The sequence below is a fragment of the Streptomyces flavofungini genome (assembly GCF_030388665.1).
In the GTDB taxonomy this organism is placed as follows: Bacteria; Actinomycetota; Actinomycetes; order Streptomycetales; family Streptomycetaceae; genus Streptomyces; species Streptomyces flavofungini_A.
Genome location: NZ_CP128846.1, coordinates 7029548 through 7050441, shown reverse-complemented (window position 1 = coordinate 7050441; position 20894 = coordinate 7029548). Strand labels below are relative to the sequence as shown.

At 73.6% G+C, this 20894-nt stretch carries 17 protein-coding genes; 6 read left to right on the top strand and 11 right to left on the bottom strand.

The window, feature by feature from the left end; all coding sequences use genetic code 11:
* Positions 1 to 12 precede the first annotated feature (12 nt).
* Complete coding sequence (locus QUY26_RS30155; protein WP_289952113.1) at positions 13 to 438, top strand: hypothetical protein; 426 nt, start codon at positions 13 to 15, stop codon at positions 436 to 438.
* Here the strand turns inward: QUY26_RS30155 and QUY26_RS30150 are convergent.
* The 3 genes from QUY26_RS30150 to QUY26_RS30140 all read right to left on the bottom strand — a co-directional run bounded on the left by QUY26_RS30150 (position 428) and on the right by QUY26_RS30140 (position 5398).
* Positions 428 to 1876, bottom strand: coding sequence for a lysine N(6)-hydroxylase/L-ornithine N(5)-oxygenase family protein (locus QUY26_RS30150; RefSeq protein ID WP_289952112.1), 1449 nt, complete (start codon positions 1874 to 1876; stop codon positions 428 to 430). The two genes, QUY26_RS30155 and QUY26_RS30150, sit on opposite strands and share 11 nt — an antisense overlap.
* Positions 1873 to 3264: a pyridoxal phosphate-dependent decarboxylase family protein gene (locus QUY26_RS30145; protein WP_289952111.1), complete on the bottom strand. Its 1392-nt coding sequence runs from the start codon at positions 3262 to 3264 to the stop codon at positions 1873 to 1875. Before QUY26_RS30145 ends, QUY26_RS30150 begins: the two co-directional genes overlap by 4 nt.
* A gap of 337 nt (positions 3265 to 3601) precedes the next feature.
* Entirely contained in the window at positions 3602 to 5398 is a 1797-nt protein-coding gene (locus QUY26_RS30140; RefSeq protein ID WP_289952110.1) for a glycoside hydrolase family 35 protein, read from the bottom strand.
* Positions 5399 to 5556: 158 nt separating this feature from the next.
* Between QUY26_RS30140 and QUY26_RS30135 the strand changes: the two genes are divergently transcribed.
* From QUY26_RS30135 to QUY26_RS30120, 4 genes are all read left to right on the top strand, one after another.
* A complete protein-coding gene (locus tag QUY26_RS30135) occupies positions 5557 to 6477 on the top strand; it encodes a helix-turn-helix domain-containing protein (protein ID WP_289952109.1) in 921 nt (306 codons plus the stop codon).
* Positions 6478 to 6488: 11 nt separating this feature from the next.
* Complete coding sequence (locus tag QUY26_RS30130) at positions 6489 to 6845, top strand: chorismate mutase (protein ID WP_289952107.1); 357 nt, start codon at positions 6489 to 6491, stop codon at positions 6843 to 6845.
* 126 nt (positions 6846 to 6971) lie between these two features.
* Entirely contained in the window at positions 6972 to 9476 is a 2505-nt protein-coding gene (pepN, locus tag QUY26_RS30125) for an aminopeptidase N (RefSeq protein WP_289952105.1), read from the top strand.
* Positions 9477 to 9657: 181 nt separating this feature from the next.
* Complete coding sequence (locus tag QUY26_RS30120) at positions 9658 to 10512, top strand: NAD(P)H-binding protein (RefSeq protein WP_289952103.1); 855 nt, start codon at positions 9658 to 9660, stop codon at positions 10510 to 10512.
* Between the two features lie 80 nt (positions 10513 to 10592).
* Here QUY26_RS30120 and QUY26_RS30115 read toward each other — a convergent pair whose 3' ends face one another.
* The 4 genes from QUY26_RS30115 to QUY26_RS30100 form a co-directional block, all read right to left on the bottom strand.
* On the bottom strand, positions 10593 to 13700 hold the full coding sequence (locus tag QUY26_RS30115; protein ID WP_289952100.1) for an endo-alpha-N-acetylgalactosaminidase family protein: 3108 nt from the start codon (positions 13698 to 13700) through the stop codon (positions 10593 to 10595).
* Between the two features lie 293 nt (positions 13701 to 13993).
* Entirely contained in the window at positions 13994 to 15205 is a 1212-nt protein-coding gene (locus tag QUY26_RS30110) for a sensor histidine kinase (RefSeq protein ID WP_289952098.1), read from the bottom strand.
* Positions 15202 to 15882 (bottom strand): response regulator, encoded by a 681-nt coding sequence (locus QUY26_RS30105; RefSeq protein WP_289952096.1) that lies wholly within the window; start codon positions 15880 to 15882, stop codon positions 15202 to 15204. The genes QUY26_RS30110 and QUY26_RS30105 overlap by 4 nt, the downstream gene beginning before the upstream one ends.
* Positions 15883 to 16074: 192 nt before the next feature.
* Positions 16075 to 16872: a S1 family peptidase gene (locus QUY26_RS30100; RefSeq protein ID WP_289952094.1), complete on the bottom strand. Its 798-nt coding sequence runs from the start codon at positions 16870 to 16872 to the stop codon at positions 16075 to 16077.
* A gap of 234 nt (positions 16873 to 17106) precedes the next feature.
* Here QUY26_RS30100 and QUY26_RS30095 point away from each other — a divergent pair, with 234 nt between their 5' ends.
* Positions 17107 to 18027, top strand: coding sequence for a hypothetical protein (locus QUY26_RS30095; protein ID WP_289952093.1), 921 nt, complete (start codon positions 17107 to 17109; stop codon positions 18025 to 18027).
* A 113-nt stretch (positions 18028 to 18140) separates the two neighbouring features.
* Here the strand turns inward: QUY26_RS30095 and QUY26_RS30090 are convergent, their stop codons facing one another.
* The 4 genes from QUY26_RS30090 to QUY26_RS30075 form a co-directional block, all read right to left on the bottom strand.
* Complete coding sequence (locus QUY26_RS30090; RefSeq protein ID WP_289952091.1) at positions 18141 to 19739, bottom strand: DEAD/DEAH box helicase; 1599 nt, start codon at positions 19737 to 19739, stop codon at positions 18141 to 18143.
* Positions 19740 to 19830: 91 nt separating this feature from the next.
* Positions 19831 to 20034, bottom strand: coding sequence for a cold-shock protein (locus QUY26_RS30085; RefSeq protein ID WP_030362889.1), 204 nt, complete (start codon positions 20032 to 20034; stop codon positions 19831 to 19833).
* Between the two features lie 259 nt (positions 20035 to 20293).
* Positions 20294 to 20452 (bottom strand): hypothetical protein, encoded by a 159-nt coding sequence (locus tag QUY26_RS30080; RefSeq protein ID WP_289952083.1) that lies wholly within the window; start codon positions 20450 to 20452, stop codon positions 20294 to 20296.
* A 6-nt stretch (positions 20453 to 20458) separates the two neighbouring features.
* Positions 20459 to 20686, bottom strand: coding sequence for a hypothetical protein (locus QUY26_RS30075; protein ID WP_289952081.1), 228 nt, complete (start codon positions 20684 to 20686; stop codon positions 20459 to 20461).
* Positions 20687 to 20894: the final 208 nt, after the last annotated feature.

Here is a 20894-nt window from a genome sequence, read left to right as displayed (position 1 = left end):
AGCCTCGGCCGTATGAACGAGGAACTGGCCGTGGCGCTGGCCGTCGTGGAGCGCGATCTGAAGGCGACGTGTGCGGTGCAGCCGATCGTCCGTGAGGAGTTGGACTTCGACGACGAGCCGTTGGTCGTGCTGTACGAGGCCGATGGTTCGGGGGTGGGGGTCTCGGTGCCGGAGTACGCGGGTCCGGCGGAGCAGGTGGCGAGTCTGGCGGAGCAGGTGAAGGACTGGGCGGTGGAGGCGCTGGCCGCGCAGTTGTTGCCCGCGACGTGGCCGGAGTGTCCGGATCATCCGGCGTCGCATCCGTTGGACGCGTCGGTGGCCGGGGGTGTGGCCGTGTGGTCGTGCCCCCGGTCGCGGCGGGTGGTGGCGCCGGTGGGTGCGCTCAGGGAGCTGGGTGCGCCGGGGGCGAGGGTGAAGCGGCGCGGGGTCAGTTCTTGAGGCGTACGAGGTTGGGGTGGGTGGTGGTGGGCCGGTCCGGGGTGCGGGGGCGGGGGTCGGCGAGGCCGAAGCTGGTGAAGGCGGTGCGGTCCGGCAGGGGGTAGGGGTTCTTGCCGGTGAGGGTGTTGAGGATGGTGGCGCTGCGCCAGGCGGCGAGGCCGAGGTCGGGGGCGCCGACGCCGTGGGTGTGGCGTTCGGCGTTCTGGACGTAGATGTTGCTGCCGGTGCCGGTGACGGAGGGGTCGAGGACGAGGCGGTACTGCTCGTCGATGCGGGGGCGCTCGGAGGAGTCGCGGCGCATGTAGGGGTCGAGCCCGGCGAGGAGTTGGTCGAGGGGGCGTTCCTGGTAGCCGGTGGCGAGGATGACGGCGTCGGTGGTGATGCGGGAGCGGCTGCCCTGTTCGAGGTGTTCGAGGTGGAGTTCGACGCGGGTGGCGCCGACGCGTCCCGCGGTGCGGACGGCGACGCCGGGGGTGAGGGTGGCGTCGGGCCAGCCGCCGTGGAGGGTGCGTTGGTACAGCTCGTCGTGGATGGCGGCGATGGTGTCGGTGTCGATGCCTTTGTGGAGCTGCCACTGGCCGGGGACGAGGCGGTCGCGGACGGGTTCGGGCAGGGCGTGGAAGTAGCGGGTGTAGTCGGGGGTGAAGTGTTCCAGGCCGAGCTTGGAGTACTCCATGGGGGCGAAGGCGGGGGTGCGGGCCAGCCAGTGGAGTCGTTCGGCGCCGGGTGGGCGGTGCCGGAGCAGGTCGAGGAAGACTTCGGCGCCGGACTGTCCTGAGCCGATGACGGTGATGTGGTCGGCGGCGAGGAAGCGGTCGCGGTGCAGGAGGTAGTCGGCGGCGTGGATGACGGGGACGGTGGGGGCGTCGGCGAGGGGCCGCAGGGGTTCGGGTACGTAGGGTGCGGTGCCGACGCCGATGGCGATGTTGCGGGCGTGGGTGCGGCCGAGTGCTTCGGCTTCGCCGTCGGCGTCGAGCTGGGTGAAGTCGACTTCGAAGAAGTTCCGTTCGGGGTTCCAGCGGACGGCGTCGATCTGGTGGCCGAAGTGGAGTGCGGGCAGGTTCTCGCTGACCCAGCGGCAGTAGGCGTCGTATTCGGCGCGCTGGATGTGGAAGCGCTCGGCGAAGTAGAAGGGGAAGAGGCGTTCGCGGGCGCGCAGGTAGCTGAGGAACGACCAGGGGTTCGCGGGGTCGGCGAGGGTCACCAGGTCGGCGAGGAAGGGGACTTGGAGGGTGGCGCCGTCGATGAGGAGGCCGGGGTGCCAGTGGAAGGAGGGCCGCTGTTCGTAGAAGGCGGCGTCGAGTCCTTCCAGGGGCTGGGCGAGGGCGGCGAGGGACAGGTTGAACGGGCCGATGCCGATGCCGACCAGGTCGCGGGGTGCGGTGGGGGCGGTGGGCGCCTGGGGCGGCCGGTCGGGCAGTTCGGGCGTCGCCGTCATCGGGGAGTGGCTCCTTCCACGAGCGCGAGCAGGGCCGCGAGGTCTTCGGTGCGGGTGTAGGGGTTGAGCAGCGTCACTTTGAGCCAGCGGCGGCCGTCGAGCTGGGCGCGGCCGAGGACGGCGGTGCCGTCGCCGAGGAGTTTCCTCCGTACGCGGGCGATGTGGTCGTCGTCGGCGTCGGTGGGCCGGAACAGGACGGTGCTGATGGCCGGTTTGTCGTACAGCTCGAAGCCGGGGTGGTCGGCGACGAGGTCGGCGAACTCCCTCGCATGGTCGCAGACTTGGTCGACCAGGTCACCGAGCCCGGCGCGGCCGAGGGCCTTGAGGGTGACGGCGATCTTCAGGGCGTCGGGGCGGCGGGTGGTGCGCAGGGAGCGGCCGAGGAGGTCGGGCAGTCCGGCTTCGGTGTCGTCGTCGGCGTTGAGGTAGTCGGCGCGGTGGGTGAGGACGGCGGTGTCGGCGGGGTCGCGGACGGTGAGGAGTCCGGCTGCCGCTGGTTGCCAGCCGAGTTTGTGCAGGTCGAGGGCGACGCTGTCGGCGCGGTCGAGGCCGTGGAGCTTGTTCCGGCGGGTGTCGCTGAAGAGCAGGCCGGCGCCGTAGGCGGCGTCGACGTGCAGGCGGGCGCCGTGGCTCGCGCACAGGTCGGCGATGTCGGTGAGGGGGTCGATGAGGCCGGCGTCGGTGGTGCCCGCGGTGGCGGTGACGAGGAAGTGGCCGCGCCCGCCGGGGAGTTCACTGAGTGCCTCGTCGAGGGCGGCCGGGTCGAGTACGCCGGCGGGGGCGGGCACGGTGACGGGCTCGGGCAGGCCGAGGAGCCAGGCGGCGCGGCGCAGGGAGTGGTGGGCGTTGGCGCCGACGAGGAGGTGCAGGGGGTGGCCGTGGGCGGCGGCCTGTTCGCGGGCCAGGAGGAGGGCGAGTTGGTTGGACTCGGTGCCGCCGGTGGTGACGAGGGCGTCGCCCCCGTCGCCGTGGACTTCGGTGGCGATCGTCTCGGTGAGGAGTGCTTCGAGGGCGGACGCGGCGGGGGCCTGGTCCCAGGAGTCCATGGACGGGTTCAGGGCGGACGCGGCGAGGTCGGCCGCTACGGCGAGGGCCAGGGGTGGGCAGTGCAGGTGTGCGGCGCACAGGGGGTTCGCGGGGTCCGCCGCGCCCTCGCCCACGGCGCCCACGAGTGCGCGCAGCGCTTCCTCGGCGCCGGTGCCGTGTTCCGGCAGGAGGTCGCCCGCCGCCTGTCCGACCCTGGCCGCCACGGCGCCCGGACCGCCGGGCGGCAGGGGGCCGCCGCGGGCCTGGGCGCCGGCCGCCAGCACGTCGAGGACCGTGGCGAGCAGCGGCCGCAGGGCGTCGGGGCCTCGGGGTCCGCCGGCGAGGGGCGGGGGGCTGCTCATGGCTGTCCTCCGGGTGTGCGGGTGGGGTCACCAGCCTGTACGGACGGTGGACGGCATGCCCGGAAAGCGCAACGATCGAAACCCGAAAGGGGTATTGGGGGGTGGGGAGTTTGGTGGTGGGGCGGGGTGGGTGTTAGGGGTGCGGCGGGGCCTTGCGGGGGCGCTCCCCCGTCCCACCCCTTCCCGAAATCGGGGCTGCGCCCCGGGCACCGGAGTGGGTGCCCCCGTCGCGTGGGACAGCCTGGCGCCGAATCGCCGCTTCGCGCCGACCAGGGAGGTCCAGGGGGCGCGGCCCCCGGTTTCGGGGAGAGGGTGGGGCCGGGGCGCCCCGCGCAGGTCAGGTCAGCCGCACCAGCCTCTCCCCCGCCTCCCCCTCGACTTCGAGCACCCACACCTCGTTGGTCCCCTCCCGCAGCACGGGCCCGGGCACATGGAGGGCGAGCTGCGGCCCGGCGTTCCAGTAGCGGCCGAGGCAGAAGCCGTTGATCCAGGCGAAGCCGCGCCCCCAGCCGGGGAGTTCGAGGGCGGCGTCGCCGGGCCCGCGCACGTCGAGGGTGCCGCGGTAGAGCCCGGCCGCCCCGGGGGCCGCCGTGTCGGTGGGCAGGCGGCGGACGGCGTCGGCGTCGTCGAAGGCGCCCAGGGGCAGCCCGACGGCCCGCACCCCGTGCACGTACTGCCGTTCGTGGAGGACGCCCCCGGTGATGCCCTTGGCCTCGCCGAGCCGGGGCCCGTAGTTGACGCGGCCGAGCGACTCGGTCCAGAGGGTCACGCGGGCGGGCCCGGGGACGGGGTCGGGGAGGGTGGGGGTGTCCTCGGTGAGGACTCCGGCCCGGGTCCCGTCGACGTACGCGACGGCGCGGTCGCGCAGGCCGCGCACGGACAGGGGGTAGGGCTGCCGGGGTCCCGGCAGGTCGAGGGTGTAGCGGACCAGGCCGCGGTCGACGCCGAGTTCCTCGAAGGTGGGTGGGACGGCGTGGTCGGTCTCGGGGGTGCCGAGGTGGTCGGCGAGGGTGTCGAGGGGCACCCGGTCGGTGAGGCGGGTCGTGGCGGGGGCGGCGAGTGCGGCCGGGGTGGCCGGGACCTCGGGCAGGGGGCCGTCGGCGTAGGCGGCGAGGATGTCGCGGAAGAGCCAGAACTTCTCCGTGGGGCGGCCTCGTTCGTCGATGGGCGCGTCGTAGTCGTAGGAGGTGACGTCGGGTTGCAGGCGGCCGTCGTGGAGGGTGCCGCCGGCCCGGTTCGCGCCCGCCCAGCCGGCGAAGTTGGTGCCGCCGTGGGCCATGTAGAGGTTGACGGAGGCGCCGAGGTCGAGGATCTCGCGGAGGGCGGCCGCGGCGTCGGCGGGGTCGCGCAGGACGGGTTCGGCGCCCCAGTGGTCGAACCAGCCGCACCAGAACTCCATGCACATCAGGGGGCCCTTGGGGCGGTGGCGGCGGAGGGTGGCGAAGCCGTCGCGGGCGGCGGAGCCGAAGTTCACGGTGGCGAGGACGCCGGGGACGCTGCCGCCGGTCAGCATGTGGTCCTCGGGGCCGTCGGAGGTGCACAGTTCCGCGGTGACGCCGTGGGCGCGGAGGAGGTCGGTGAGGCGGCGCAGATAGACCTGGTCGGAGCCGTAGCTGCCGTACTCGTTCTCGACCTGCACCATGATCACGGGGCCGCCGCGGTCGTGTTGCCGGGACACGACCTGGGGCAGGAGGCGGGCGAACCAGCGTTCGACGTGCGCGAGGTAGGCCGCGTCGCGGGTGCGGACGCGGCTGCCGGCCTCGGCGGTCAGCCAGTGCGGCAGGCCGCCGTTGTCCCACTCGGCGCAGATGTAGGGGCCGGGGCGGACGATGGCCCACAGGCCCGCGGCGTGGGCGGCGTCGAGGAAGCGGCCGAGGGCCGTGACGTCGTGGAGTTCGCCGGGGCGGGGTTCGTGCAGGTTCCAGGGGACGTACGTCTCGACGCAGTTGAGGCCCATGGCCCGCAGCATCGCGAGCCGGTGCCCCCACTGGGCCTCGTGCACCCGGAAGTAGTGCAGCGCCCCCGAGAGCAGCCGCACCGGCCGTCCGTCGAGTTCGAAGTCGTCCGCGCCCACCCGGAAGCTGTCGCCGCGCGTGCCGGTGCCGTCGTCTGCCACGTGGTGCCTGGCGTCCATCGTGTCCCTCCCGATCATCACTGCGGCCACGATTGCCTCTGGCGGGCGGCACGGTCCATGGACAAAGATCGAGCCGGGTTGGACGCAGCGATCCGGTGCCGGTCGGCGCGTCGGGCGCGGAGGCGGGCGGAGCGCGGGGACGAGAGGGGCAGCAGCGGATGTACCACACCTGGATGCGGTATTTCACGCCGAGCCCGGTCCATCACCGCCTCGGCCTGGTCTGTCTGGGCGTGGGCCTGCAGCACGGCACGCTGCCCGCCGTGGGGCCCCGCGCCCTGGATCACCACGTGGCCCTGGTGATCAGTTCGGGCAGCGGCTGGTTCCGGGCGCCGGACGGGCGCCGCAGGGCGGTCACGGCGCCCGCGTTGATCTGGCTGTCGCCGGGGGTGCCGCACCACTACGGCGCCGATCCGGAGACGGGCTGGGACGAGTGCTTCGTGGACTTCACGGGGCCCGCCACGACGACGTACACGGAGCTGGGCTACATCGAGCCGGACCGGCCGGTGGTGCCGCTCGCCGACCCGGACGGGGCGCGGGCCGTCGTCGGGCGCATCGCCCGTGCCGCGCGGCGGGGCAATCCGCTGCTCGAGGTCGAGACGAGCGCGGCCGTCCACGAGCTGCTCGTGGCGTTGCGCCGGGCGCGGGCGGACATCGCGCCGGACGGGGACCCGGTGCTCCAGTCCCTGGCCAGGGACGCGTTCAAGGCGCTTTCGGTGACGGAGCACGCGGCCCGGCACGGCATGACGCCCGCGGAGCTGCGCACGGCGGTGCGCAGGGGCGCCGGGTGCAGTCCGAAGGACTATCTCCTCGGCATCCGGCTGGGCCGGGCCAAGGAGCTGCTCGCGGCGACGGAGCTGCCGGTGGCCGCGGTGGCGCGGCGGGTGGGGTATGACGATCCGGCGTACTTCTCGCGACTGTTCACGCGTCGTGTCGGGATGGCGCCGGTGCGGTTCCGGGAGCAGCAGGGGCGGGCGGTGCCGGGTGGCTGGTCGCAGCAGGTGCCGGATCCGGAGCGGCCGCCGACGCTCTCTTCGTTCGACGGCACGGCCGCTTCGGGGGGCGGGGGTGCGGGCACGTAGGCTCGGCTGCCATGACCACACGCCACACCAGTGACGACAGCGGCGCGGCCGGGGCCGGTGCGGGGGACGCCGTGGACCCCGCGGTGCGCGCGGAGCTCTCGCGGCTGCGGGACAGCATCGACAACATCGACGCGGCCGTCGTCCACATGCTCGCCGAGCGCTTCAAGTGCACGCAGCAGGTCGGCCACCTCAAGGCCAACCATCAGTTGCCGCCCGCCGACCCGGCGCGGGAGGCCCGGCAGATCGCGCGGCTGCGGGAGCTGGCGGAGAACGCGAAGCTCGATCCGGCGTTCGCGGAGAAGTTCCTGAACTTCATCATCGCGGAGGTCATCCGCCATCACGAGAGCATCGCGGACGGCGCCCGCTGAGGTCGTGGCCCGCGCGGGGCGGGGGGCGCCCCGGCGGTGCGCGCGCCGCTTCGCGGGCTGTGCGCGCCGGGTGCGCGTGGGGACACCCACTGCCAGCCGCCCAGCCCGATCAGGCACCATGGCCAGATGCCCGTACTGACGCGCGACGAAGCGCAGACCCGAGCCCGGCTCCTCGATGTCCGGCGGTACGAGATCGCCCTGGATCTCACGACCGGCGAGGACACCTTCGATTCCCGCACGGTGATCACGTTCAGGGCCGCCGCGGACGGGGACACCTTCGTCGAGCTGAAGCCCGCCCGCCTGCGTTCCGTCACGCTCGACGGCGTTCCCCTCGACCCCGCGGACCTGGCCGACAACCGGCTGCCGCTGCGGGGGCTCACGGCGGGTGAGCACGAGCTGCGGGTCGAGGCGTCGATGCGCTACTCCCGCACCGGCGAGGGCATGCACCGCTTCACGGACCCGAGCGACGGTGAGACGTACGTCTACACACAGTTGTTCATGGAGGACGTGCAGCGGGTGTTCGCGGCCTTCGACCAGCCCGATCTGAAGGCGGTGTTCGAGCTCGGCGTGCGGGCGCCCAAGGGCTGGTCGGTGCTCGCGAACGGCGTGACCGAGCATGTGGGCGGGGGCGAGTGGCGGGCGGCCGCGACGCCGCCGCTCTCGACGTATCTCGTGGCGGTCGCCGCGGGGCCCTGGCACTCGGTGCGCACCGAGCACCGGGGGCTGCCCTTCGGCCTGCACTGCCGTCGTTCGCTGGCGCAGCACCTGGACGCCGACGCCGACGAGCTGTTCGACATCACGCGGGCGTGCTTCGACCGGTACGAGGAGAAGTTCACCGAGCCCTACCCCTTCGACTCCTACGACCAGGCGTTCGTCCCCGAGTTCAACGCGGGTGCCATGGAGAACCCGGGTCTGGTCACCTTCCGCGACGACTACGTGTACCGCTCGGCGGTCACCGATACCGAGCGGCAGCTCCGCGGCATGGTCGTCGCGCACGAGATGGCGCACATGTGGTTCGGCGACCTGGTGACGCTGCGGTGGTGGGACGACATCTGGCTGAACGAGTCGTTCGCGGAGTACATGGGCTATCAGACGCTGAGCGAGGCGACGCGCTTCACCGACACCTGGGTCGACTTCGCCGTCGCCCGCAAGCCGTGGGGCTACGACGCCGACCAGCGCCCGTCCACGCACCCCGTGGCGCCGGATCCGGACGCGGTGCCCGACACGGCGTCGGCGATGCTCAACTTCGACGGGATCTCCTACGCCAAGGGCGCGAGCGCGCTGCGGCAGCTCGTCGCGTGGCTGGGCGAGAAGGACTTCCTCGCGGGCATCAACGCGCACTTCGCGCGGCACAGGTTCGGCAACGCCACGCTCGCCGACTTCATCGACAACCTCGCCTCGACCACGGACCGTGACGTGCACGGCTGGGCGCGGTCGTGGCTGCGGACGACCGGTGTGGACGTGTTCACGCCGACCGTCACACACGGCGGCCGGGAGTGGACGCTGTCCCTGGAGCGGGACGGCAGCCGTCCGCACCGGGTGGCGGTCGGGGTGTTCGACCGTGATCTGTCGGACGGGAAGGCGCTGGTGCTGCGCGAGCGGTACGAGACGGACGTGCCGGAGCAGGGGGCTCCGGTGGCGCGTGACGGGGGCAGGCCCGCCCTGATCGTGCCCAACGACCACGACTTGACGTACGCGAAGATCCGGCTCGACGCGGTGTCCCAGGAGACCGTCCTCACGTCCCTGTCGGGGGTGCCGGACCCGCTGACGCGGGCGGTGCTGTGGAACACGCTGCGGGACATGGTGCGCGACGGCGATCTGGCGCCCGGTGTGTTCCTGGCGGCGGCGCGGGCGCATCTGCCCGCGGAGAGCGACCTGGCCCTCGTCTCCGGTGTCCTGCCGTTCGCGTCGGCTGTCGTCGCCGGGCGCTACACCCCGCCGGACGGCCGCGGCGCCGCCCTGGCGGTCCTGGACGCGCTGTGCCAGGACGTGATCCGGCGTACGGAGGACGGTTCGCACCCGGGGCTGCGGCTGGTGGCGGTGCGGGGGCTCATCGACGCGTCGACGCAGCCGGAGCCGCTGACGACGTGGCTGTCGCAGGGGGCCGTGCCGGGCGGGCCCGAACTGGACCCCGAGCTGCGCTGGCGGGTCCTGGGCAGGCTGGCGGTGCTCGGCGCGACGGATGAGGACGCCATCGCCGCCGAGCTCCGCAGGGACCCGAGCGCGACCGGTCAGGAGGGGGCCGCGCGCTGCCGGGCGGCGCTGCCGGACGCGGGCGCGAAGCGGGCGGCGTGGGATGCGATGTTCGGCTCCGACGAGCTGTCCAACTACCTGTTCACCGCGACCGCGCAGGGCTTCTGGCAGCCCGAGCAGGACGCGGTCGTCCGCACGTACGTGCCGCGGTTCTTCGAGGACGCGGTGGCGCTCGCCGCCCGCCGCGGGCCCGCCATCGCCGAGGCCGCCGGACGGTACGCGTTCCCGGTGTTCGCCGTCGACGAGGACACGCTGCGCCTGGGCGGGCAGTGCCTGGAGCGCACCGATGTGCTGCCCGCCCTCCGGCGCCGGCTCGTGGACCAACTGGACGACCTGGAGCGGGCGTTGCGGGTGCGCCGGAGCGCCGAGGGGGTGTGAGGCGGGTGCGGCGGGCCCCGGTCCCGGGACCTAGGTCCGTCGGACCAGGGGCGTGTGGGTCATCTACTCCATGGTGCTGATCCGGCGGGCCCCGTGTGCCGCCTAGGGTCGGTGGTGATCAGAGCCGGGCCGGGGGCGTGTGCCCCCGGCCCGGTGTCGTCCCGACCTCAAGGAGCACCCCGTGATCGTCGTGACCGGTGCCACCGGCAACGTAGGCCGCGCTCTCGTCTCCCAGCTCACCGCCGACCGGGTGCCGGTCCGCGCCCTGACGCGGGACCCGGCCCGCGCGCGGCTGCCGGAGGGGGCCGAGGTGGTGCGGTTCGCGGGGCCGGGTGAACCGGAGGCCATGGCCGCGCAGTTCGCGGGCGCCTCGGCGTTGTTCCTGCATCTGGCGGCGGGGGGCGAGGGCGCGCCGGCGCTGCTCGCGGCCGCGCGGGAGGGCGGGGTCGAGCACGTCGTGGTGCTGTCGTCGATCATCGTCGACCACGACGAGGCCGCCGAGCACCCCATCCACGTCGTGCACTCCGAGCTGGAACGGCACGTCCGGGAGAGCGGCCTCGGCTGGACGATGCTGCGGCCCGGCGCGTTCGGCACCAACTCGCTGCAGTGGGCGCCGCAGGTCCGCGCGGGCGACACGGTCCGCGGGCCGTTCGGCGATGCCGTGTCCGCGCCGGTCCACGAGGCCGACATCGCGGCCGTCGCCACCGTGGCGCTGCGGGACCCCGCGGGGCACAACGGCGCCGTGTACTCCCTGACCGGCCCGGAGGGCATCACCACACGGGAGCAGATCCACGCGGTGGGCCGGGCGGTCGGGCGGGAGCTCCGCTTCGAGGAGATAGCGCCGGACCAGGTGCCCGCGGAGATGTTCCCGCACGTCGCGCCGGAGCTGCTGCCCGCCCTGCTGAAGTCCATCGGTGACAGCGTCGGCACGCGACCGGACGTGACGACGACGGTGGCGGACGTCACGGGCCGCCCGGCGCGGACGTTCGCGCGGTGGGCCGAGGACCACGCGGACGAATTCCGCGCGTCCGCCTGAGCGGGGCCCGCCGGACAGGCGTCAGGACCTGTCCGGCGGGCCCGCCGGGCCAGGGCCTGTCCGGCGGATCCGCGCGGGCCCTAGGCCTCCCGCACCTCGAACGCGTCGAGGACGAACTCCGCCTTCCCGTCGTCGCCGACCTTCCGCAGGCCCACCCAGGCCTCGCCGTCCGCGGGGGCGGTGAACTCGTAGGACAGGGTGGTGGGGGTGATGGCCACGGGCAGGGCCTCGCGGGAGAGTTCGCGCGCGTCGGGCTCGTCCACGGCGGTCACCCACGCGTACTGCCCGGCCTTCTCGTTCTCGTACCGGAACGACACCCGGTAGCGCTTGCCGCCCTCGAAGCGGACCGTGTGCGGCACCGTCCGGTAGACGAGGCCGTCGTTCTCGCCGCGGGACTTCAGGGACTGGGTGCCGTCCACGACGTCGTCGACGGCCTTGCCGTTCCAGCCGCGCTGGGTGTACGGGGCGTGGCGCTGCGCGATGTGGGTGCGCGGGTCGGTGGCTCCGCCGGCGTCGCCCTTCACGAAGGGGCCCCAGCCCTGCGGTACGTCCTCGAAGTCCTCGTGGACGAGGACGCCCCGGCCGAGCGCGGGCGGCGCGCCGGTGGCGACGACGCGCACGTTGTCGAAGCGCACCCGGGCGTCCCCGGCGACGGCGCGCAGCGCGAGCCGTACCGGGCCGCCGCCCTCGGGAACGGTGAAGCGGGTGAACAGGCGCTGGAAGCGGGTGCCGTGCTTGCGGTCGGCGGCGACGAAGTTGCCCGCGGTGGAGGTGTGCGTCCAGTTGGCGGCGGTGACGCCGTCGGCGGTGCGGACCTCCAGGGCGGCGCGGCGCCGCTGTCCGGCCTGCTCCCCGACCTCGACCTGTACGGACGCCACGTAGGTGCCGGGCTTGAGGCGGCGCAGGCGCTGGCTGACGGAGGCGGCGGCGCCCGCGGCCACCACGAGTTCGTAGTCGCCGAGCTTGCTGCGCTCCACCGACGCGGGGCCGCTGACCTGCCAGGCGTCCAGGTCACCGGCGTGGAAGCCGGGGTCGCGCAGCGCGGTGCCCTGGCCCCAGTCGGGGTCGGGGGCGCGGCGGGCGCGGGTGCGGCGGAGGACGTAGGGCTGCTTGGCGTCCGCGTCGAGGGTGATCTTCCCGGCGCGTACGGGGACGTCGGCGACGAAGGCGCGGCCCTGGTCGGTGAGGCGGTACAGGGCGACCTTGCGGGCGCCCCTCCAGCCCCGGGGCAGCGTCCAACTGGTCTTCCCGCCGTCGGGGTTGAAGTGGTAGAGCTTCGCGGGGTCGGTGGCCCGGCGCGGCTCCCAGGGCAGCAGATAGGTGCCGCCGTCGTAGACGAGCCGGCCGTCGGTGGTGATGCGCCGCCTGCCGCCGTCGGCGTCGGACACGGAGGTGGCTCCGGCGCCGAAGAACGTGATCTCGTGCTCGTCCCAGGTCTTGATGGGCTGCGCCTGGAGGTACTTGGCGGGCAGGGCGTGCGTCCAGATCAGTTCGTAGAACTTCGTCCAGTCGGTCTTGCCGGTCCAGCCGCTGAAGTTGCCCATGCGGGCGATGCCGAGCAGCGAGGGCCACTTGTCGGCGAAGACGTCCTTCTGGTGGTGCCGGATGAAGCGGATGAGGCGGGAGTTGATGCCGCGGGAGGTGTCGGGGCCATAGTCGGTCTCGGTGGCCCAGTGCGACCACAGTGCCGAGCGTTCGAAGCCGTGGCCCCATTCGCTGGTGACCTGCCAGCCCTGGTCGCGCAGGGTGCGCTGGAGGCGGTCGGAGGTCCAGCCGGACTCGCGGAACACGTCGATGTAGAGGGTGTTCAGGGCCGGGTGGGCGTCGCGGCGCAGGTCGGCGAAGCGGCGCACGATGTCGCCGGAGACCAGGTCGCGGCGCTGGTCGATGCGGTAGCTCTGGTCGAGCCAGTCCCACTGCTCGTTGTTCTTGTCGACGAGCGTGTCGGAGAAGGCGTTCGCGACGGGGTAGGACTCGGTGGCGTTGACGTGGACGCCGAAGTCGCTGTTCCACTTGGAGCCCTCGCGGACCAGGGTGTTGAGGTCCTTGATGCCGCCCGCGCGCTGGTTGTAGTTGCCCGCGTAGTCGGGGTGCGCGGAGTCGTGGCCCTCGGACTGGTAGCCCTTGAGGAGCGTGTACTGGCGCAGCCCGTCGGTGGCCAGGTGGATCCGTTTGACGTCGTCGAGGGTCGCCAGGAACGGGTTGGTGGCCTGCGAGGCGAAGTTGAAGGGGATGTGCGGGACGACGCGCAGGTGCTGCTCGTCGGCGCCGAGCGGGTTCACCATGATGTCGCGGAAGGCGATGGCGGCGTCCTGCCAGTCGACCTTGCCGTCGCCGTTGCGGTCGCCGGTGATGACGACGGTCGCGTACGGCAGGGGTTCGGTGGCGCCGACCGGGGAGGTGGCGGCGCGGTGCGTCCACTGGCCGGGGGTGAGGCGGGCCTCGACGTGGGAGTCCTTGCGGACGGTCTGGCGCCACAGGCGGCCGTTCTCCCAGCTGGTCTCCGCGGTGGGCTTGTCGTAGACGGTGTTGGTCTCGACGGCGCCGCCCAGCTTGTCGTGGGCGAGCACGGCGTAGGCGCAGCCGGTGGCCGCGTCGGCGGGGGTGTCCGGTGTGAGCCGCACCAGGGTGTCGCCGCTCCTGGCCTTGTCGAGCTGCACCTTGGCGGCGAGCAGTGCGGCGCCGGGCTGGTCGCTGCGCACGGAGAGCAGGGCGAGGCCGGGGACGCGCAGGGTGCCGACGCGCAGGGCGGCGGTGTCGGCGATCTTCGTGACGCGCCAGTGCACCTGGCGGCCCTTCACCGTGATCTCCACGTCGATGCGGGTGCCGCCGTCGAGGGTGAGGGCGTACGCGGCGCGGTCGCCGCGGACGCTCGCGGTGACCTTCGGCGTGTACTCCTTGTCGTCGATGAGGAGCGTGCTGACGGGGTCGGGCTGTCCGTGCAGGACGGCGCGGCTCTCGCGGTCGGTGTACGACACGACGCGGGGGAAGCCGGTGGCGACGCGCACCTCAAGGGCGGCCGAGCGCAGGATCGCCTCGTCCGCCGCGGGGGCGGCGGACGAGGCGGAGGGGGCCGCGTACGCGGAGCCGGTGCCGACTCCGACGGCGGCCCCTATCCCGGCGATCGCTCCCGAGGCGACCACGGCTCTGCGGCTCGGTCCGGACCCGGGCGTCTGTGACGGCAGCATGAACGCACTCCTCCGTGGGACGGCACTCGTGACGGGACGGAACGCGTGGCGGGACGCGTTCCGCGAGGTGAATCCGTGACGTGAATTCGTGACGGTCACGATGCGCCGCGCGGGACGAGGGCGCCCATGGACAAAGGAGGCGGAGGTGTTGGACTAACGTCCCCGGGACTCCGCTTCCCAAGGGCTCCGCTCCCCCGTCCCCCGCCGACTCGCGCCCCGACCCGTCCCCCGCCGACTCGCCCCCCGACCCGTCCCCCTCCGACTCGCCCCCCCCCGACGCGCCCCCCGCCCCGCTAACCCGCCCCCTGCCCGTGAGGCAGCACGGCCCGTACCTCCCAGCCGCCCTCCGTGCCGGGCCCCGCCGTCAGCGTGCCGCCGAGGGCCGTGACGCGTTCCTCCAGGCCGACGAGCCCGAACCCGCCCCGCTCCCCCGCGCCCGGTCCCGCCCCGGGCACCCCGCCCGGCACGGCCCCCGCCCCGGCCCCCGCGCCGCGCCGCCCGCCGTCGTCCGCCACCCGCACCTCCACGCCGCCCTCGACGGCGCGGACGCCGACGCGCACCGCCGAGACACCGGTGGCGTGTCGGCGTACGTTCGTCAGCGCCTCGCGGACGATGTGGTGCGCGGTGGCCGCGAGATCGGCCGGAAGCCGCTCCTGAAGCGCCTGTTCCACATGGACGGTGACCGGTGGGCCGGTGCGGGTGAACGTCTCGGACAGCTCGCGCAGTTCGGCGAGACCGGCCACGGGCACGGTGCGGGCCTCGCCCTCGCGCAGGACCCGCACCAGGCGCCGCATCGCGCCGAGCGCCTCGTCCCCGGCATCCGCGATCCGTACGAAAGCGCTGGTCGCGGCGGAGGCGCCGACATCGGTGAAGGAGGCGGCGCGGGCCTGTACGACGATCCCGGTGACGTGGTGGGCGACCAGGTCGTGCAGTTCCCGGGCGAGTTCGAGGCGTTCGGCGGCGCGCACGGCCTCCAGATCGCGGACGCGCTGCGCCTGCTGGGCGCGTAGAAGCAAGGAGAAGGCGCTCACCACGGCGGCCAGCGCGGAGAACAGGAGCGTGAACCGGCCCGGTGAGGCGTCACGCACCGGCGCGGCCACGCAGGCGAGCGCGAGGAGCGGCCCGAGCACAGCGGCGCGGCGGGCGGGCAGCCGCAGCAGGACGCCGGTGAGCAGGACGAGGAGCGCGATGGCCTCGCCCGTGCCCCAGACGATCTGCGGCCGGGCGCTGACGAACACGTACAGGGTGACGGCCCAGGAGACACCGGCGGCGAGCCAGGCGCGGGTGGCGAGGGGCGGGCGGGACCAGGGGACGGCGCACAGGCAGCAGAGGATGCCCGCCGTCCAGACGGCGGCGCGGGGCCCGGTGGGCTGGCGGGCGAGGGTCAGTCCCTCGACGCTGACGAGCAGGACGAGGACGGCGGCGAGCAGCAGGCGGGCGGCGGTGCGGCGCGCGGGGTGGCCCTCCAGGAGGCGCGCGTACCGGTCGAGGATCGCGGTGGTCACGGGGTGCGGGTGGCGAGGCCGGACTCCCAGGCCCAGGCGGCGATCTCGACGCGGTTCCTGGCATCGAGCTTGGCCTGGACGTTCGCGAGGTGGGACTTGACCGTGGACAGGGAGACGTGGAGTTCGGCGGCGATCTCGTTGTTGGTGCGGCCGCGGGCGAGGGCGCGCACGACGTCCCGCTCGCGCTGGGTGAGGGGTTCGCTGGGGGCGCGCCCTGCCGGGGTGGCGGGGCTGGCGGTGGTGTCCGGGGCTCCGGCGGCCAGTTCCCGCAGCAGTCGTACGGTGATCGCGGGCGAGACGAGCGCGTCGCCGACGGCCGCCGCGCGCACGGCCTCCACCAGCATGGCGGGGCTGGCGTTCTTCAGCAGGAAGCCGCTGGCACCGGCGCCGAGGGCCGCGTGCACGTACTCGTCGAGGTCGAAGGTGGTGACGATGACGATGCGGGGGCGCACCCCGGGGCGGGCGGCCAGGCGGCGGGTGACTTCGAGGCCGTCCAGGCGCGGCATGCGGATGTCGAGGAGCAGCACGTCGGGGTCGTGGCGGGTGACGGCGTCGAGCGCGGCTGCGCCGTCGGTGACGTCGGCGAGGACCTCGATGTCGGGCTGGCTCTGAAGGATCATGCGGAAGCCGGTGCGGACCATGTCCTGGTCGTCCGCGATGACCACCGTGATCGCCATGTGCTGCCGTCCGCCCTTGCTACGCCTGTCTCGTACGCCCCCGAGTGTCCCATATATGAGCATACGGAGCGGGGGCGGGGCGGGCGCCGGAGCCGGGCGGGGCGCGGGCACGGAGCGGGGCCGGGTCAGTCGTGACCCGGCCCCGCGGCGACTCAGCCGTTCACCTCACGGGCGTCCGGGACGCCCGGGGCGTCAGAGCTGGTTGGCGTGCTTGGTTATCTCGGCCGCGAAGGTCGAGACCTCGGTGTAGACACCGGGGAACTTCGGGCGGGCGCAGCCGTTGCCCCAGCTCACGATGCCGACCTGGATGTACTGACCGGCCTCGTCCTTGCGGAACATGGGGCCGCCGGAGTCGCCCTGGCAGGTGTCGACGCCACCCACGTTGAGCTTGCCCGCGCAGATCTCCTCCCCCGGGATGATGTCGCCGCTGTAGGCGGCCTGGCAGTCGGCGTCGCTCACGAAGGGCACGGTGGCCTTCAGCAGGTAGCGCTGCTGCGCGCCGCCCTCGCGGTTGGCACCCCAGCCCGCGACGGTGAAGTTGCCGTTGTTGTACTTGGTGGTGGTGGCGATCTTCAGCGTGGGCTGCTTGATCGGCTTGGCGAGCTTGATCAGCGCCCAGTCCTTGCCCTTGCCGTTGTAGCCGGGGGCCTGCAGGACCTTGGCGGACTTGACCTTGATCGCGCTGGAGCTCTGCAGGTCGACGACGCCGCCGGTGACGGTGATGGAGGTGTTGTTGCCCGACCCGTCGACACAGTGCGCGGCGGTCAGGACGACGTCCTGCTTGAGCAGGGAGCCGCCACAGCCCATCGAGAGCCGGACCATGAACGGGAACTCGCCCTGCGCGGCGCGCACACCGCCGACGACGCGCTCGCCGGGGTTCGGGCCGGGGTGCGGGGCCGCCTGCGCGACGACGGGCTGCAGGCTGGCGACGCCGAGCGCGACCGACCCGAGGACGGCGGCTCTCTTGACTCCACGGAACTTCGTCTTCAACTTCTTGCCCCTTCGTGGGAGTTGTGGGGGGTTGCGCACACGGCGGGCCCATGCCGCACGCGCCGGAAGGCGCTGCGTGGCATGAGCCCGCCAAGCGTTGTTGGATTATGAGGAGGGCTCAGCGCGGGCGACAAGGGCCGGTTTTCGGCCACTTGTTGGAGCCGGGGCTGGTTACCGGCGCGAACAACCCCCGTACAGTGGGGACGAATCGGGCGGGGCTCAGGGGGTGGGGGCGTGGCGAACGGCGGTCCGGTGGAGCACGGCTATCCGCATCTGGAGACGGTGCACGCGGCCATCACCGCGCTGTACCGGCGGCTCTCGTACGACACCGTGCACACCTTCGACACCAGCGTCACCCCGGCCGACGTGGCCTTCTGCGACCAGGACGACCTCTACCTGGGCGCGCAGCGGGTGGCCCGCGAGCTGGTGCGGCACCTGCGCCTGCCGGACGCCCGCATGATCGTGTCGTTCCGGGAGATGCAGCACGCGGCGTCCGTCGAACTCGCCGCGGGGCCCGAGTACTTCATCGAGCTCAACAACCGCTTCCGCACCCACCGCAAGGACATCGGCGCGGCCCTCGCGCACGAGGTGATGCACGTCTACCTGCACCGCCTCGACCTGTCGTTCCCGGGCACGCGCGCCAACGAGATCCTGACCGACACGGCGACCACGTACCTGGGCGCGGGCTGGCTGCTCCTGGACGCCTACCGCGAGGACGGCGCCTCGTCGCAGAAGCTCGGCTATCTGACGCCGGAGGAGTTCGGCTACGTCCTCGCCAAGCGCTCCCTCGCGTTCGGCGAGGCGCCCGAGACGTGGTTCACCAGCCCGCAGGCGTACACGGCGTATACGAAGGGCCTCGCCCGGGCCCGGCAGGACGAGCAGCAGCCCCCGCTCACGGCGGCGGGCTGGGCGGGCCGGCGGCGGTACGCCAAGGACCGGCGCTACGCGCAGGAGCACGGCACGGCCACGGGACCCGGCACCCGGCGGCCCGGCGGCCCGTACGCCCCGTACGCCTTCTCGCGCCCGGACGGCACCGGCCCGCTGCGGGTGTCGTTCCCCTGCCCGACCTGCCGTCAGCGCATCCGGGTGCCCGCACGGGGCCGGATGCGGGCGCGGTGCGGGCTGTGCGGGACGGTGCTGGACTGCGACACGTGAAACGCCCGCGTGACGCGGGCGAGCCGACGGTGAAACGGGCGGGACACGGGAACGGGGTGGGCGCGCGCCCACCCCGTCACCTCTGCTTCAGGTGTCCCTGAACGGCCCGCGGACTACGCGGGGTTGCGGCTGCGGCCGCCCCTGCGGCCACGGCCGCCGCGACGCCGGGAACCGCCGCCCGCGCCACCCGCTCCCCCGGCCCCGGAGCCCGTGCCCGAGCCCGCGGACCTGCGCTGCGCGGGGGCCTTGCGCTGCGCCACGACCTGCACGGGCGGCGCGATGACGACCGGCACGCCGGAGGGCTCCCGCGCCCCGGTGATCGTGACCAGTTCCTCGGAGGACGAGCGGACGGCGACGGCATCCGGCTTGATGCCCGCGTCGGACATGAGGCGGGCCACCTCGCGCTTCTCCTCGGGCAGGACGAGCGTGACGACGCGCCCGGACTCGCCCGCCCGCGCGGTGCGGCCGCCGCGGTGCAGGTAGTCCTTGTGGTCGACGGGCGGGTCGACGTTCACGACCAGGTCGAGGTCGTCGACGTGGATGCCGCGCGCGGCCACGTTGGTGGCGACGAGCGCGGTGACCTCGCCGCTCTTGAACTGCTCCAGGGTGCGGTTGCGCTGCGGCTGCGACCGTCCGCCGTGCAGCCCGGAGGCCCGCACGCCGTTGGCGAGGAGCCGCTTGGTGAAGCGGTCCACGGCGCGCTTGGTGTGCAGGAACAGGATGACGTTGCCCTCGCGGGCGGCGATGCGCAGGGCCACGGCCTTCTTGTCCGTCTCGTCGGCGACGTACAGGACGTGGTGCTCCATGGTGCTGACCGCGCCCGCGGACGGGTCGACGGAGTGCACGACGGGGTCGCTCAGGTAGCCGCGCACCAGCCGGTCCACGTTCCGGTCCAGGGTCGCCGAGAACAGCATCGTCTGGCCGTCCGGCTCCACCTGCTTGAGCAGGGCGGTGACCTGCGGCAAGAAGCCCATGTCGGCCATCTGGTCGGCCTCGTCGAGGACGGTGACGCGGACCTGGCCGAGGGCGCAGTCGCCGCGCTCGATGAGGTCCTTCAGGCGGCCCGGGGTGGCGACGAGCACCTCGACGCCACGGCGCAGCGTCGCGGCCTGCTTGTTGATCGACAGGCCGCCGACGACGGCGGCGACGCGCAGGTTCACGGCCGTGGCGTACGGCGCGAGGGCGTCGGTGACCTGCTGGGCGAGCTCGCGGGTGGGGACGAGGACCAGGGCGAGGGGCTTGCCGGGCTCGGCGCGGCGGCCGGCGGTGCGGCCGAGGAGCGCGAGGCCGAAGGCGAGGGTCTTGCCGGAGCCGGTGCGGCCGCGGCCGAGGACGTCACGGCCTGCCAGGGAGTTCGGCAGGGTCGCGGCCTGGATCGGGAAGGGCGAGGTGACGCCCTGCGCGGCGAGGGTCTTGAGCAGCGCCTCGGGCATGTCGAGGTCTTCGAACGCCTCGACGGCGGGCAGCGCGGGGGTGTGGGTCTCGGGCAGCGCGAAGTCGGCGGGCGCGGTGCGTGCCGGGGTGGGGCGGGGGGTCTTGCGGCCGCCTCGGCCGCCGCCGTTCACCGGGCGCTTGCCGCCGCCGGCGCTCCGGGTGCCGCCTGCGGCACCGCGGGTGCCCTGTCCTGCCGAGCCGCGGGTGGCCGAGCCTGCCGTGCGGTCGTTCGATGAGCGCCGACGGGCGGGGCGCGCGGGACGGTCGGGGCGATTCATGGGCAAGCCTTCCTGGCCGGTGACAGCACACAAGCCGGGACCCGCACCGTGGTGGTGCGGGCCCCGGCTGCGAGGTTCGCGAGAAGCGAGATCAGGCGGGAACGATGTTCTCGGCCTGCAGGCCCTTCTGGCCCTGGGTCACCTCGAAGGAGACCTTCTGGCCCTCCAGGAGCTCACGGAAGCCGGAGCTGGCGATGTTGGAGTAGTGGGCGAAGACGTCGGGGCCGCCGCCGTCCTGCTCGATGAAGCCGAAGCCCTTTTCCGAGTTGAACCACTTCACGGTTCCAGTTGCCATGTCAATCTCCTCAACAGGGGCAGATTAAGGAAAACCACGGAATTGTGGTCGTCCCAGCGCTGCAAGGACCCCCATCCGGAGAGACCGGGGTCCGGCCCGCAAAAGAGCCGGAAAAACAAAATAATGCGCCCTCGGAAGCATCCCGTCAGGCGCACATAAAGTTCATGGGTACCAAAACTGCAACGCTTAACCCTAACATGCGCCGGGCCCCCGCAGGCGAAAGCCTTCCGGGGACCCGGCCGCCGTGGAACGCGGCCCCTCACTCGGGCCGCTCCACCGCCCGTCGCGGCAGCGCGGGACACAGCAGGGCGCAGAGCACGAAGGCGGCCACCACCCACGGCATCGCGGCGCCGAGGGCGTCGGCGAGCCCCGGCACCAGCGGCCACGCCCCGGTGTGCGCGGTGCCCCCGGCCGCCACCGCCGATCACACCCAGGCGAACCCGCCCGCCATCAGGAGCGCCCCGGCGCCGAGCACGAGCCGTCCGAGGCGCAGGGCGAGCGCGTCCGCGGCGGGCGCGGTCAGGAAGCCGCCGGCGGAGAAGGCGACGGTGACGAGCCCGGCCTGCGTCGGCGTGCAGCCCTCGCCGCCCTGCGGCCAGATCGCGAGGACCAGGAAGAAGCCCTGCGTGCCGACGGAGAACAAGAGCTGCACCAGGAGACGGTCATCCGCTTCCTGGACGGCGCGGCGGACCGCCGGCGCCGGGCGGCGGCGCGGCTCGCGCAGTAGCGCGCGGTACGGAGCGCGCGGCGGGGGCAGCGAGCCCAGAAGGCGCCCCCGCCCCACCCGCCACGCTCCGCCTCTCTCGTATTGACACCCCGTCACATAACCTTCGTACGCGCCTTCCCCCTTCGAGGAGCCG